Raw genomic sequence first — 12,983 nt, 5'->3', positions numbered from 1 at the left:
TCAGATCGGCCGGTTGTCGTCGCGGTCGACCGGCTGGTACTGCGGCAGCAGCAGCAGCATCGACAGCGGCGCCCACAGCGCAGTGCTGCTCAGGCTGGAGAGGAAGTACGACCAGCCCGGAAACTCGGCGCCGGCCAGCAGGCGCACCGCCAGCATCAGCGCCTGGGTCAGCACGAACAAGGGCAGGAAATGCAGCGCCTGCTGCAGCAAGGGGAACCACATCACGCGCCGCGCCGCGCCGTTGGCCAGATAGGCCAGCACCACGTAGGCCAGCGCATGCTGGCCCATCGCCGCACCCTGGCCGACGTCCACCAGCAGGCCGAGCACGAAGCCCGCGCCCATGCCGATGCGCTGCGGCTCGCGCACGCACCAGATCGCCAGCACCAGCGCCACCCAGTCGGGAATGCCGGGCGTCCGCCCGGTCGGGATGTATTCGAGTCCCAGCGCGACGATCAGGCTGAGATAGACGAACCACAGCTTGACCGGCAGCAGGATGCGGCTGGAACGGTTGGTCGGCTGCATCGTTCAGCGCTCCTGGTCCGGTGCCGGCGGAGGCGGCGGGTAGGCGGTGCGGCCGATCACCAGCACCTGCACGCTGGTGTCGATGTCCGCCAGCGGCTCGCAATCGATGCGGGCGAAGGCGTCGGAGCTGCGGTCGACCATGGTCACGTCCGCCACCGGCAGGCCGGGCACGAAGATGCCGTCGAGGCCGGAAGTGACGAGCCGGTCGCCTTCGCGGATGTCGGCGTCGGCCAGCACGAAGCGCATTTCCAGGCGGCCGCGGCCGGTGCCGAACAGCACGCCGCGCACGCCGTTGCGCAGCACGCTGACCGGGATCGACTGGTTGCGGTCGGTGAGCAGGGTGACTTCGGACTGCACCGGGTGCACGCGCGTGACCTGGCCGACCACGCCTTTGGCGTCGATCACCGCCAGCCCGGCTTCGACACCCTGCTGCGCGCCGCGGTCGAGGATGACCTTGCGGGCGAAGGGGTCGGGCGCGTTGTAGAGGATGTCGGCGGCGACGCTCTTGACGTCGATGCGCTGCGACATGCCGAGCAGTTCGCGCAGCTGGGCGTTTTCCTTTTCGAGCAGCTCGAAGCGCAGCAGGCGCTCGCCGGTCGTCAGGTGGTCACGGCGCAGCTCGGCGTTCTCGAGCTGGACTTCGACCAGGGTGGCGAAATAGCGCGAGGCGTTGCGCACGAAGTCGGCCGGCTTGGCGGCGGCCATCTGCAGCGGATAAGTCACCACCGACAAGGCATTGCGCACGACCTCCAGGTAGCGGAAACGCAGGTCCGCCACCAGCAGCACCAGGCAGATGGCGACGAACACCGACAGGCGCGTGACCGGCGTCAGTCCGCGCTTGAAGATCGGAGGGGTCTTGTGGCCGACGAGAGACATCCGGGAAACCAGGAGCCACCGGATCGAGAACGATGGCGTGGACGATGACGAACGCACGCCCCGGCGGCAAGGCCGGGGCAACGGCTCACTCGGAGGTGAAGATCGCCGCGAGCTTGTCCATCTTGTCGAGCGCCATGCCGCAGCCACGCGCGACGCAGGTCAGCGGCTCTTCGGCGACGACCACCGGCAGGCCGGTCTCCTCCATCAGCAGGCGGTCGAGGTCGCGCACCAGCGCGCCGCCGCCGGTCATCATCAGGCCGCGCTCGGCGATGTCGGCGCCGAGTTCGGGCGGCGTCTGCTCCAGACCGATCTTGACCGCGGAGACGATCTGGTTGAGCGGCTCGGCCAGCGCTTCGAGGATCTCGTTGGACGAGACCGTGAAGCTGCGCGGAATGCCTTCGGCCAGGTTGCGGCCCTTGACTTCCATTTCGCGCACTTCGGAGCCGGGGAAGGCCGAGCCGATTTCCTTCTTGATCTTCTCGGCGGTGGTCTCGCCGATCAGCATGCCGTAGTTGCGGCGGATGTAATTGACGATGGCCTCGTCGAACTTGTCGCCGCCGACGCGGATGCTGCCCGAATAGACGATGCCGCCGAGCGAGATCACGCCGACTTCGGTGGTGCCGCCGCCGATGTCCACCACCATCGAGCCGGTCGCATCCGACACTGGCAGGCCGGCACCGATCGCCGCGGCCATCGGCTCCTCGATCAGGAACACCTGCGAGGCGCCGGCTGCCAGCGCCGCATCGCGAATCGCGCGGCGCTCGACCTGGGTGGAGCCGCAGGGCACGCAGATGATGATGCGCGGCGAAGGCGACAGCAGGCGCGAATCATGCACCTTCTTGATGAACTGCTTGATCATCTGCTCGGTGACGACGAAGTCGGCGATCACGCCGTCCTTCATCGGCCGGATGGCGGTGATGTTGCCGGGCGTCTTGCCCAGCATCTGCTTGGCGGTGTGGCCGACGGCCTGGATCGAGCGCTTGGCGTTGGGACCGCCTTCGGTACGGATCGCCACCACCGAGGGTTCGTCGAGCACGATGCCCTTGCCGCGCACGTAGATCAGTGTATTGGCGGTGCCGAGGTCGATCGCGAGATCGTTGGAGAAATAGGAGCGCAGGAAACCGAACATGGGGCCTTCCGAAACCGGTGGAATGGTTGAGTCGCGTGGCGCACCGGACGAAGGCATGATGCACCGCAACGCGAGTGCCCCGCCCGCTACCGCCCGATGGCGCAGCCCCGGCGGGGCAAAGACGATTATGATAACCTACAAACCTTTGTGGATTCAGCAGGTTTTGTTACCTCATGTCGCTTTCAAATGAACAAGTCGGGCACCTCGCCCGCCTCGCGCGCATCGCCCTTTCCGATGCCGAAATCGACGCCACCCGCGACAAGCTGAACGGCATCTTCGGCCTCATCGAGCAGATGCAGGCGGTCGACACCGCCGGCGTCGAACCCATGAGCCATCCGCAGGAGCTCGCCACCCGCCTGCGCGAGGATCTCGTCACCGAACAGGACAGGCGCGCCGCCTTCCAGCAGGTCGCGCCGCAGACCGAGGCCGGGCTGTACCTGGTCCCGAAAGTCATCGAATGATCCGCGGCGCGCCTGGCGCGCCTTCACCTGGCTTGCCGAACACATGATCCACGCTTCCCTTCCGGAACTGCGCCGCGCGCTCGACGCCCGGCAGATTTCCAGCGTCGAGCTCGCGACCCTGTTCCTCGACCGCATCGACGCGCTCGACCCGCAGCTCAACGCCTTCATCACCGTCGACCGCGACGGCGCGCTGGCCGCTGCCCGCGCCGCCGACACGCGCATCGCCGCCGGCCAGGCCGGTGCGCTGACCGGCATCCCGCTCGCCCACAAGGACGTGTTCTGCACCGAAGGCGTGCTGACCACCTGCGGCTCGAAGATGCTGTCGAACTTCGTCAGCCCCTACGACGCCCACGTCGTCAGCCTGCTCAAGGCCACCGGCGCAATCAGCCTGGGCAAGACCAACATGGACGAGTTCGCGATGGGCTCGTCCAACGAAAGCTCCTTCTACGGCGCGGTGAAGAACCCGTGGAATCCCGAGCGCGTGCCAGGCGGTTCGTCCGGTGGTTCGGCCGCGGCGGTGGCGGCGCGCCTGGCCCCGATCGCCACCGGCACCGACACCGGCGGCTCGGTGCGCCAGCCGGCGGCCTTCTGCGGCATCACCGGCATCAAGCCGACCTACGGCGTGGTCAGCCGCTACGGCATGATCGCCTACGCCTCCTCGCTCGACCAGGGCGGCGCCTTCGGCGCCAGCGCCGAGGACTGCGCGCTGCTGCTGTCGGCGATGACCGGCTTCGACCCGCGCGACTCGACCAGCCTGGAGCGTCCGGCCGAGGACTACGCCGCCGCGCTCGCCGCGCCGGCTGCGGCACGGCCGCTCGAAGGCCTGCGCATCGGCCTGCCGCGCGAATTCTTCGCCGAAGGCATGGCCCAGGACGTACGCGCCGCGGTCGAGGCCGCGATCGAGCAGTACCGCGCGCTCGGCGCCACCACGGTCGAAGTGTCGCTGCCCAACGCCAAGCTGGCGATTCCCGCCTATTACGTGATCGCGCCGGCCGAGTGCTCCAGCAACCTGTCGCGCTTCGACGGCGTGCGCTACGGCCACCGCGCGGCGGAATATGGCGACCTCGCCGACATGTACGGCAAGACCCGCGCCGAAGGCTTCGGCGCCGAAGTCAAGCGCCGCATCCTGGTCGGCACCTACGTGCTGTCGCACGGCTATTACGACGCCTACTACCTGCAGGCGCAGCGCCTGCGCCGGCTGATCGCGCAGGACTTCCAGGCCGCGCTGCAGCACTGCGACCTCATCGCCGGCCCGACCACGCCGACCACCGCCTGGGCGCTGGGCCAGATGGCGGACGACCCGGTGCAGATGTACCTGTCGGACATCTTCACCCTCGCGGTCAACCTCGCCGGCCTGCCCGGCCTGTCGCAGCCCTGCGGCTTCGGCGGCGACGGCCTGCCGGTGGGCCTGCAACTGATCGGCGACTACTTCAGCGAAGCCCGCCTGCTGAACGCCGCCCACCGCTTCCAGCAGGCGACCGACTGGCATACGCGCCGGCCGGCGATCGCGGCTTGAGCCGATGATGCCTTTCGTGCCCCCGATCCCGCCGCGCCGGCGGCTGCGTGCCGGTCTGGCCGCAGCCGCGGCCGGCCTGCTCGCTTCCTGTGCCACGCCGCCGTGGCAGGCACCGGGGCCGGCCGAAAGCGAAACACGGCCGAGCGAACGCCCCGGCCGCCTGAAGCCGATGCCGGTGCGCCCGCTCGACGTCCAGGCCGACTGCCGCTTCCGCGACGAGACCGGCTACACCGCGACCGCGGTGCTCGACATCAGCCACGCCGACGTCAAGCGCTTCAGCGCCACGGTGGACATCCCCCGCCGCGGCAATTGCCGCTTCGACGGCCCCTTCACCCAGACGCGCCGCATGCCGAGCGTGGAGCTGCGCGCCAAGGACGGCTGCACGGTCAACATCTGGGAGCAGGGCAACCAGGTGACGGTGGGCTTTTCCGATTGCGCGCGGCGCTGCAGCCGCGGCACCTTCGACTACGTATGGCCGATCATCGTCGATCGGACCAGCGGCCAGTGCCATTGAGCCTGCGCCGCGAACCGCAACAAGAGAAACGACCATGAGCAGAACGGATTGGGAAGTCGTGATCGGGCTGGAAGTCCATGCCCAGCTCAACACCGCCAGCAAGATCTTTTCCGGTGCCAGCACCGCCTTCGGCGCCGAGCCCAACGTGCAGGCCAGCGCGGTGGACATCGCGCTGCCGGGCGTGCTGCCGGTGCTGAACCGCGGCGCGGTCGAGCGTGCGATCCGCTTCGGCCTGGCGATCGGCGCCCACGTCGCGGAAAAGAGCGTGTTCGCGCGCAAGAACTACTTCTACCCCGACCTGCCGAAGGGCTACCAGATCAGCCAGATGGACCTGCCGGTGGTGCAGGGCGGCGCGATCACGATCCGCGTCGGCGAAGGTGAGCAGGCCTACGAGAAGACCGTGCGCCTGACCCGCGCCCACCTGGAGGAAGACGCCGGCAAGAGCCTGCACGAGGACTTCCACGGCATGACCGGCATCGACCTGAACCGCGCCGGCACGCCGCTGCTCGAAATCGTCTCCGAGCCCGACATGCGCTCCTCGGCCGAAGCCGTGGCCTACGCCCGCTCGCTGCATGCGCTGGTGCGCTGGATCGACATCTGCGACGGCAACATGCAGGAAGGCTCCTTCCGCTGCGACGCCAACGTGTCGGTGCGCAGGAAGGGCGCGACCGAATTCGGCACCCGCCGCGAGATCAAGAACCTGAACTCCTTCCGCTTCCTGCAGCAGGCGATCGACTTCGAGGTGCAGTGGCAGATCGACACCCTCGAGGACGGCGGCCGCGTGCAGCAGGCCACCGTGCTGTTCGACCCCGACAGCGGCGAGACGCGCATGATGCGCAGCAAGGAAGACGCCCACGACTACCGCTACTTCCCCGACCCCGACCTGCTGCCGCTGGTGGTCTCGCCTGACTGGAAGGCGCGCGTGCAGGCCGGGATGCCCGAACTGCCGGGCGCGATGAAGGCCCGCTTCATGGACGAGTGGGGCCTGTCCGCCTACGACGCCACCACGCTGACGGCCTCCAAGGAAGTCGCCGATTTCTACCAGGCGACGGTGACGGCCGCCGGCACGGCGCTGGCGAAACCCTGCGCCAACTGGATCATGGGCGACCTCGCCGCGCGCCTGAACAAGGCCGAGCTCGACATCGCCGCCTCGCCGGTGTCGGCCGCCCAGCTTGCCGGCCTGGTGACACGCATCGCCGACAACACCATCTCCAACGCCATCGGCAAGAAGGTGTTCGAGGCGCTGTGGAACGGCGAGGGCGCCAGCGCCGACGAGGTCATCGACAAGCAGGGCCTGAAGCAGGTCACCGACAGCGGCGCGATCGAAGCGATGATCGACGAGGTGCTGGCTGCCAACCAGAAGTCGGTGGACGAGTTCCGCGCCGGCAAGGAAAAGGCCTTCAACGCGCTGGTCGGCCAGGTCATGAAGGCCAGCAAGGGCAAGGCCAGCCCGGCGCAGGTCAACGAGTTGCTGAAGAAGAAGCTCGGCTGAAGCACGAGCCCGGCGCCTGAAGACGGGAAGCGGCGGCAGGCCGCTCCCCGCGCGACGGCCCGTGCGACCACCGGCCGCCCCCGCTTCGCTATACTGCCGTTTCCAGTACCGACATCGCGGAGACCCCGATGTGCCAGTTGCTCGGCATGAACTGCAATGTGCCGACCGATATCTGTTTCTCCTTCGCCGGCTTCCGCGCCCGCGGCGGCCTCACCGACCACCACCGGGACGGCTGGGGCATCGCGTTCTTCGAAGGCGCCGGGGTGCGCGTGTTCCTCGACCCCAGCCCGAGCGCGGATTCGCCGGTCGCCGAACTGGTCAAGCACTACCCGATCCATTCGCTCAACGTCATCGCCCACATCCGCAAGGCGACGCAGGGCGTCGTCGGGCTCGAGAACACCCATCCCTTCCAGCGCGAGCTGTGGGGGCGCTACTGGATTTTCGCCCACAACGGCAACCTGAAAGGCTTCGCCCCCAGGCTGTCCGGCCGCTTCCAGCCGGTCGGCAACACCGACTCCGAACTCGCTTTCTGCTGCATCCTCGACCGCCTGGCCCAGCGTTTTCCGCAAGGCACGCAGGACACTGCCGAACTGCATGCCGCCCTGCGCGAGCTGGCGCTCGAAGTCGGCAGCCTCGGCGAATTCAACTTCCTGCTGTCGGACGGCAAGCGCCTGTTCGCGCACTGTTCGTCGCGGCTGTGCTACATCGTCCGCAAGGCGCCCTTCCCGGTGGCCCATCTGGCCGACGAGGACGTCACCGTCGACTTCAACCAGGTCACGACGCCGTCCGACCGGGTTGCGGTGATCGCCACCACGCCGCTGACCGACAACGAGGCCTGGACGCAGATCCCGCCCGGCAACCTGTTCGCCTTCCATGACGGCGAACGGGTCGACATGGCCGAAACCCGCACGGTGGCGCAGGACTATCCGCGGCGCGATGCCGATTGTGAGCAACAATTCCTCGCCCCGGCCACGCGGAGCCGCTAGAGTTCCGCGGTTTCCCGCCATTCAAGCCGTCGAGGATCGCCATGGATTGTCCGCTGTGCCCCGCATCCGCCGAGCAGATCATCTGGGAGGACGGGCGCTGCCGCGTCATTCGCGTCGATGACGACGCCCACCCCGGCTTCTGCCGCGTGATCTGGAACGAGCACGTCGCCGAGATGAGCGACCTGCTGCCGGCAGACCGGCGCCACCTGCTCGACGTCGTGCTGGCCACCGAAACCGCGCTGCGCACCCTGCTGCACCCGGACAAGATCAACCTCGCCAGCTTCGGCAACATGGTGCCGCACCTGCACTGGCACGTGATTCCGCGCTATCGCGACGACCGCCACTTCCCGGAATCGGTCTGGGGGCCAGCGCAGCGCCAGGGCGCCGTCCATGCCGCTGCCGACCCGGTCGCGCTGGCGCGCGCCATCGACAGCGCCCTCGCCGCCCAGGCCTGATCCACCTTTCCCCACGCCTCCCGCCATGGACTTCTCCAATCCGGCCGTCTGCCTCGACCTGCTGCAGAAGCTGCACCCGACGGACATCCCGCGCACGCATGCCTTGCTGACCGACATGATCGAGACCCTGCTGCATGCGGCGCCGGCGCCCAACCAGCACCTCGAAGTGCTCGAAACCGCGCGCGAGATCGTCGCCTGCAGCCAGGACGACATCGCGCGCCGCTACGCCAGCCTGCCGCTGCCGCCCGACAGCGAGGAAAACGCCTCGCTGCAGCGGGTGCTCGGACTGTGGCGCAACCTGTCCCGCTCCTATGCGCAGATCGCCCGGCTCGATGCGGCGGCCGGCACGCTGCACGACCAGCGCGCACTGCTGGCCCAGCGCCGCACCTACTACGCCGGCATGACCCTGTTCGAATATTTCCGCGCGCGGCGCGAGGTGCCGCCGGGCTGCTGGGCGGAAATCCATGCCAGCCATGCGGATGCGAGCCAGGCGGGCATCCACCGCATCCGCGTCCCCGATCCGCTCAACGAGGTATGGCACGCGCAGAGCGTGCTGGAGGCCTACGTCGCCATCCTGCTGACCGACCTCGCCAACCCGTACGGCCGCAGCGAACGCGAACTGAACTGGGTCATCCGCTGGGCGCAGCGCTTCGCGCCCTACTGCGATCTCGCCGCAGCCGATGAAAACACCAAGCCTACCGACTATGGCGTGGATATCCATGGCGACGTCGGCTTGCGCCCGCTGGGCCTGGTCCCGCAAGCGCCGGCACGGCTGCGCTTCGACGGCAGCACGCTCGCCAACCAGATCCAGGCCGTGCTCGCGCAGTTCAAGCGGGGCGCAAAGCCGGCTTCGCTGGGGCTGGGCGAGGACTGCCCCACCGACGCCAGCGTCCGTCTGCTGCTGTCGCTGTACCGGCCCTGGGGGCGCGGCACGGCCGGCCGCCGCTTCCCGCGCCGGCGTGCCGACGGCATGCTGCAATTGAGTGCCGACTGGCTGACCATCGGTTTCGCCATCGAAGGCGTGGTGTTCCGCCAGCCGCGCACCGACAGCCCGCTGCACCGCCTGCGCGAGGACATCTCCCTGCTGGCCTTCGGCGGACAGGTACCGAAGGTCGATACGCCCGAGCATGAACAGGCGCGCCACCAGCGCGACGCCGAGCGCCTCGGGCTGGATTACGAGCAGTGGACGATCCTGGACCAGTCCGTCGCCGGCTTCCGGATCCAGCGCCGCACGGCCGGGGAGCGCATCGCCCACCACCAGCTCGTCGGCATCCGCCCGCCGGACAGCGCGCATTTCCTGCTCGGCGACCTGAGCTGGCTGATGTACCGCGAAGACGGCACGCTCGAAGCCGGCATCGAAGTGCTGCCCGGCATGCCCCGCATGGTTTCGGTACGCCAGGCAGTCCTCGGGAGCGGACGTGCGCCGTGGCAGCAGGGTTTCCTGCTGCCCGAGGCGAGCGCGCTCAAGATCCCTGCCTGCATCGTGCTGCCATCGCAGTGGTATGCCGCCGGACAGCGGGTGGAAATCCACCATGAAGGCACGGCGCGCCAGATCTGCCTGCAGCGCCTGATCCGGCGCGGCACGAACTACGATCTGTGCGCTTTCGAGGCGGAGCTGGCGGTCACGCCCGACAGGGTGCCCGGCTAGCTGTCGTCGCCGATCCTGGCCGGCGGGAAACGCATCGAAAAACGGCTGCCCTTGCCTGGCTCGCTGTCGACGCGGAGCACAGCCTGGTGGCGGTTCAGGATGTGCTTGACGATGGCCAGGCCGAGGCCGGTGCCGCCAGTCTCGCGCGAACGGCCGCGGTCCACGCGGTAGAAGCGCTCGGTCAGGCGCGGGATGTGCTCGGGATCGATGCCGATGCCGTCGTCCCTGACCCAGTATTCGCCGCCCTCGGCATCGACGCGCCAGCCCAGTTCGACGTGCCCGCCCGCCGGCGTGTAGCGGACCGCGTTGGTGGCAAGGTTGGAGAACGCGCTGTGCAGTTCCCTGGCGCTTCCCCTGAGCTCGCCGCCGCCTTCGAGCACCAGCGTGACGGTATGGCGGCCCGCCGACAGCGATTCGGCCTCGCGCTGCACGGTCTGCATCAGCGCAGGCACATCCACCCGCTCCTCCAGCGGCGCCGGCGCCCCCGTCTCGAGCGCCGACAGTGCCAGCAGGTCCTCGATCAGATGCCGCATGCGGCTCGACTGCTCGTGCGCCAGCGACAGGAAATGCAGCACCTCGTCGCGGCTGAAGTCGTCGAGGCCGTCGATCAGGGTCTCGAGGAAACCGCCGACGACGGTCAACGGCGTGCGCATCTCGTGCGACACGTTGGCGACGAAGTCCCGGCGCATGTTTTCCAGGCGCTGCAACTTGGAGATGTCACGCGACAGCACCATGCGCCGGTTGCCGGCGAAACGGATGATCTGCACCTGCAGCGCCCTTTCCCTGCGCCCCAGCGAATGCATGATCAGCGGCTCGGCATGGCGGTCGGCCTGCAGATAGGCGACGAAGTCGGGCTGGCGGACCAGGTTGGTGACCGGCACCCGCAGGTCGCGGCGGCGATCGAGGCCGAAATGCTGCTCGGCCATCACGTTGAGCCATTCGATGCTGCCGTCCTCGGCCAGGTAGAGCAGGCCGTCCGGCATCGCCTGCGCCGCCTGCTGGAAACGGCCCAGCTCCTCCGACAGCTTGTCGCGCACCTCGAGTTCGCGCCGGAAGCGGTCCTCCAGTTCGTCGAACACGCTGCCCCACAGGCCTTCGACCTGCGGCGGCATACTGCCGACAGGCTGGCGCGCCCATTCCACCAGCATGCGTACATGGCGCACGAGCAGGATGGCGATGGCCAGCAAGCCCAGCACCACCAGGGCAAGCGCGGCGTCGCTGCCGCGGTAGTGGCCGGCCAGCAACGCCAGTGCCAGCACGGCGGCCACCGGCACGCCGATGCCGACGGTGATGTAGCGAAGAGGGCGATGGATCACGCTGATTCCACGTCGGCGTCGATCACCGCGCGGCCGGCACCTGCGGCGTCTGGGTCGAGAAGCGATAGCCGCTGCCGCGAACGGTCTGGACCAGCGCATCGAAGCCATCCGGTTCGAGCACCGAGCGCAGACGACGGATATGCACGTCCACCGTCCGTTCCTCGACGAAGACGTGGTCGCCCCACACCTGGTCGAGCAGTTGCGCGCGCGAATGCACCCGCTCCGGGTGCGTCATGAGGAAGTGCAACAGGCGGAACTCGGTCGGTCCCAGGGTCAGCACCTTGCCTTCCGCAGTCACGCGGTGAGTGCCCGGATCGAGCCGCAGCCCACCCAGTTCGACGGCGTCCTCGGTGGTCTGCGGCGCCCGCCGGCGCAGCACGGCCTTGATTCGCGCGACCAGCTCGCGCGGGCTGAAAGGCTTGGTGATGTAGTCGTCGGCGCCGGTCTCCAGCCCGGTGACCTTGTCCTGCTCCTCGCCGCGGGCGGTGAGCATGATGATCGGGATCGCACGCGTGCGCTCGTCGGCACGCAGGCGGCGGGCGAACTCGATGCCCGAGGCCCCCGGCAGCATCCAGTCGAGCAGGATCAGGTCGGGCAGCGCTTCGCGCACGATGCGCTGGGCCGACTCGGCATCGGCGGCACGGACCACGTGATGGCCGGCGCGATTGAGGTTGGCGGCGATCAGTTCCTGGATCGCCGGTTCGTCTTCCACGAGCAAGATGTTCGCTGGCATGCTGTCGATTCCCTGCTATTGACGGGCACAGTCTATTGCAGCTGTTTGACGTTTTGATGACACGTCATCGGCCTGCAATACCGCGCGCGGCCGCGGCACAGGGCCGGACGATGACGATTCGGGTATGATTGTGGCCCCCGAATGCGAGGCTTTGGCCATGGCCGGACTGGATCGGAACACCCCGCTTCCCACCGAAATCACGCTGCACAGCCAGTCGAAACGGCTTGAGATCGCCTTCGACGACGGTAGCCGTTTCACCTTGCCCTTCGAATTCCTGCGCGTCCATTCGCCCTCGGCCGAAGTCCGCGGACACGGTCCGGGGCAGGAGACCCTGCAGCAGGGCAAGCGCAACGTCGACGTGGTCGACCTGCAGCCGGTGGGCAACTACGCGATCCGCCCGGTGTTCTCCGACGGCCACGACAGCGGCCTGTACTCCTGGGACTATCTCTACACGATCGGCCAGCAGCAGGACGCATTGTGGCAGACCTACCTCGACCGCCTTGCCCGGGCCGGCGGCAGCCGCGATCCCGCCAAGGTGCCGCCGCCGGCGCCGAAGAGTGGTTGCGGACATCATCACTGAGACGATCATGAGCGACAAGACGACGCACTTCGGCTTCCAGACGGTTGCCGAGGAAGCCAAGGAAAAGAAGGTGGCCGAGGTGTTCTCCTCGGTCGCGCAGAAGTACGACGTGATGAACGACCTGATGTCGTTCGGCCTCCATCGCCTGTGGAAGCATTTCACCATCCAGGTTTCCGGCGTGCGCGAAGGCGATCGCGTGCTCGACGTCGCCGGCGGCACGGCCGACCTGTCGCTGGCCTTCGCACGCAAGGTCGGCGCCAAGGGGCAGGTGTGGCTGACGGACATCAACCACGCCATGCTGTCGCGCGGCCGCGACCGCATGATCGACCATGGCTACGCCATGCCGAGCGCACAGTGCAATGCCGAGAAGCTGCCCTTCCCGGACGACTGGTTCGACTGCGTGACCGTCGCCTTCGGCCTGCGCAACATGACTCACAAGGACGCCGCGCTGGCCGAGATGCGCCGTGTGCTGCGCCCCGGCGGCCGCCTGCTGGTGCTCGAGTTCTCGCGCGTATGGAAGCCGCTGTCGCCGATCTACGATCTATACTCGTTCAAACTGCTGCCCTGGATGGGCAAGCAGGTGGCAAACGACGCCGAAAGCTACCGCTACCTGGCGGAATCCATCCGCATGCATCCCGGACAGGAAGAATTGAAGGGCATGATGGAACAAGCCGGCCTTTCGCGTGTCGATTACTTCAACCTCAGTGCAGGGGTGGTTGCCCTGCATCGCGGCTACAAGCTTTGAAAACCCAGGA

General features: G+C 68.1%; 14 protein-coding genes. 9 read left to right on the top strand and 5 right to left on the bottom strand.

Features of this window, described 5'->3' with window-relative positions; translation table 11 throughout:
* The 3 genes from mreD to TBU01S_RS11170 form a co-directional block, all read right to left on the bottom strand.
* Positions 1 to 522 (bottom strand): rod shape-determining protein MreD, encoded by a 522-nt coding sequence (gene mreD, locus TBU01S_RS11180; RefSeq protein ID WP_068636728.1) that lies wholly within the window; start codon positions 520 to 522, stop codon positions 1 to 3.
* 3 nt (positions 523 to 525) lie between these two features.
* Positions 526 to 1,398 (bottom strand): rod shape-determining protein MreC, encoded by an 873-nt coding sequence (mreC, locus tag TBU01S_RS11175; RefSeq protein ID WP_068636727.1) that lies wholly within the window; start codon positions 1,396 to 1,398, stop codon positions 526 to 528.
* 85 nt (positions 1,399 to 1,483) lie between these two features.
* Positions 1,484 to 2,527, bottom strand: coding sequence for a rod shape-determining protein (locus tag TBU01S_RS11170; RefSeq protein ID WP_068636726.1), 1,044 nt, complete (start codon positions 2,525 to 2,527; stop codon positions 1,484 to 1,486).
* A 173-nt stretch (positions 2,528 to 2,700) separates the two neighbouring features.
* Here TBU01S_RS11170 and gatC point away from each other — a divergent pair, with 173 nt between their 5' ends.
* From gatC to TBU01S_RS11135, 7 genes are all read left to right on the top strand, one after another.
* Entirely contained in the window at positions 2,701 to 2,988 is a 288-nt protein-coding gene (gene gatC / locus TBU01S_RS11165) for an Asp-tRNA(Asn)/Glu-tRNA(Gln) amidotransferase subunit GatC (protein WP_068636725.1), read from the top strand.
* A gap of 43 nt (positions 2,989 to 3,031) precedes the next feature.
* On the top strand, positions 3,032 to 4,504 hold the full coding sequence (gene gatA, locus TBU01S_RS11160; protein ID WP_068636724.1) for an Asp-tRNA(Asn)/Glu-tRNA(Gln) amidotransferase subunit GatA: 1,473 nt from the start codon (positions 3,032 to 3,034) through the stop codon (positions 4,502 to 4,504).
* A gap of 16 nt (positions 4,505 to 4,520) precedes the next feature.
* Entirely contained in the window at positions 4,521 to 5,018 is a 498-nt protein-coding gene (locus TBU01S_RS11155; RefSeq protein WP_245650901.1) for a hypothetical protein, read from the top strand.
* Positions 5,019 to 5,052: 34 nt separating this feature from the next.
* Positions 5,053 to 6,510: an Asp-tRNA(Asn)/Glu-tRNA(Gln) amidotransferase subunit GatB gene (gene gatB / locus TBU01S_RS11150; RefSeq protein WP_068636722.1), complete on the top strand. Its 1,458-nt coding sequence runs from the start codon at positions 5,053 to 5,055 to the stop codon at positions 6,508 to 6,510.
* Between the two features lie 128 nt (positions 6,511 to 6,638).
* Positions 6,639 to 7,496, top strand: coding sequence for a class II glutamine amidotransferase (locus tag TBU01S_RS11145; RefSeq protein ID WP_068636721.1), 858 nt, complete (start codon positions 6,639 to 6,641; stop codon positions 7,494 to 7,496).
* 41 nt (positions 7,497 to 7,537) lie between these two features.
* A complete protein-coding gene (locus TBU01S_RS11140) occupies positions 7,538 to 7,951 on the top strand; it encodes an HIT family protein (protein WP_068636720.1) in 414 nt (137 codons plus the stop codon).
* Between the two features lie 25 nt (positions 7,952 to 7,976).
* On the top strand, positions 7,977 to 9,599 hold the full coding sequence (locus TBU01S_RS11135) for a cyclic-di-GMP receptor FimW-related protein (protein WP_068636719.1): 1,623 nt from the start codon (positions 7,977 to 7,979) through the stop codon (positions 9,597 to 9,599).
* Here the strand turns inward: TBU01S_RS11135 and phoR are convergent.
* Both phoR and phoB read right to left on the bottom strand, forming a co-directional pair.
* Positions 9,596 to 10,915, bottom strand: a complete 1,320-nt coding sequence (gene phoR, locus TBU01S_RS11130; protein ID WP_068636718.1) for a phosphate regulon sensor histidine kinase PhoR — start codon at positions 10,913 to 10,915, stop codon at positions 9,596 to 9,598. The genes TBU01S_RS11135 and phoR overlap by 4 nt on opposite strands.
* A 22-nt stretch (positions 10,916 to 10,937) precedes the next feature.
* A complete protein-coding gene (gene phoB, locus TBU01S_RS11125) occupies positions 10,938 to 11,648 on the bottom strand; it encodes a phosphate regulon transcriptional regulator PhoB (protein WP_068636717.1) in 711 nt (236 codons plus the stop codon).
* 157 nt (positions 11,649 to 11,805) lie between these two features.
* Between phoB and TBU01S_RS11120 the strand changes: the two genes are divergently transcribed.
* Together TBU01S_RS11120 and ubiE are read left to right on the top strand one after the other, a co-directional pair.
* The gene (locus TBU01S_RS11120) at positions 11,806 to 12,228 is read left to right on the top strand and encodes a gamma-butyrobetaine hydroxylase family protein (protein ID WP_068636775.1); all 423 of its coding nucleotides are present in this window, start codon (positions 11,806 to 11,808) and stop codon (positions 12,226 to 12,228) included.
* A gap of 7 nt (positions 12,229 to 12,235) precedes the next feature.
* Positions 12,236 to 12,973, top strand: coding sequence for a bifunctional demethylmenaquinone methyltransferase/2-methoxy-6-polyprenyl-1,4-benzoquinol methylase UbiE (gene ubiE / locus TBU01S_RS11115; protein ID WP_068636716.1), 738 nt, complete (start codon positions 12,236 to 12,238; stop codon positions 12,971 to 12,973).
* The last annotated feature ends 10 nt before the right edge of the window (positions 12,974 to 12,983 follow it).

This window comes from Thauera butanivorans NBRC 103042, assembly GCF_001591165.1.
GTDB classification, from domain to species: domain Bacteria; phylum Pseudomonadota; class Gammaproteobacteria; order Burkholderiales; family Rhodocyclaceae; genus Thauera; species Thauera butanivorans.
The sequence above is the reverse complement of the archived record's forward strand: the minus strand, read 5'-3'. Positions and strand labels throughout refer to the sequence as shown.

Excerpts from the sequence above, each read along its gene's own strand:
- mreD (WP_068636728.1), bottom strand. The coding sequence starts at position 522 with ATGCAGCCGACCAACCGTTCCAGCCGCATCCTGCTGCCGGTCAAGCTG.
- mreC (WP_068636727.1), bottom strand. The coding sequence starts at position 1,398 with ATGTCTCTCGTCGGCCACAAGACCCCTCCGATCTTCAAGCGCGGACTG.
- TBU01S_RS11170 (WP_068636726.1), bottom strand. The coding sequence starts at position 2,527 with ATGTTCGGTTTCCTGCGCTCCTATTTCTCCAACGATCTCGCGATCGAC.
- gatC (WP_068636725.1), top strand. The coding sequence starts at position 2,701 with ATGTCGCTTTCAAATGAACAAGTCGGGCACCTCGCCCGCCTCGCGCGC.
- gatA (WP_068636724.1), top strand. The coding sequence starts at position 3,032 with ATGATCCACGCTTCCCTTCCGGAACTGCGCCGCGCGCTCGACGCCCGG.
- gatB (WP_068636722.1), top strand. The coding sequence starts at position 5,053 with ATGAGCAGAACGGATTGGGAAGTCGTGATCGGGCTGGAAGTCCATGCC.
- TBU01S_RS11145 (WP_068636721.1), top strand. The coding sequence starts at position 6,639 with ATGTGCCAGTTGCTCGGCATGAACTGCAATGTGCCGACCGATATCTGT.
- TBU01S_RS11140 (WP_068636720.1), top strand. The coding sequence starts at position 7,538 with ATGGATTGTCCGCTGTGCCCCGCATCCGCCGAGCAGATCATCTGGGAG.
- TBU01S_RS11135 (WP_068636719.1), top strand. The coding sequence starts at position 7,977 with ATGGACTTCTCCAATCCGGCCGTCTGCCTCGACCTGCTGCAGAAGCTG.
- phoB (WP_068636717.1), bottom strand. The coding sequence starts at position 11,648 with ATGCCAGCGAACATCTTGCTCGTGGAAGACGAACCGGCGATCCAGGAA.
- TBU01S_RS11120 (WP_068636775.1), top strand. The coding sequence starts at position 11,806 with ATGGCCGGACTGGATCGGAACACCCCGCTTCCCACCGAAATCACGCTG.
- ubiE (WP_068636716.1), top strand. The coding sequence starts at position 12,236 with ATGAGCGACAAGACGACGCACTTCGGCTTCCAGACGGTTGCCGAGGAA.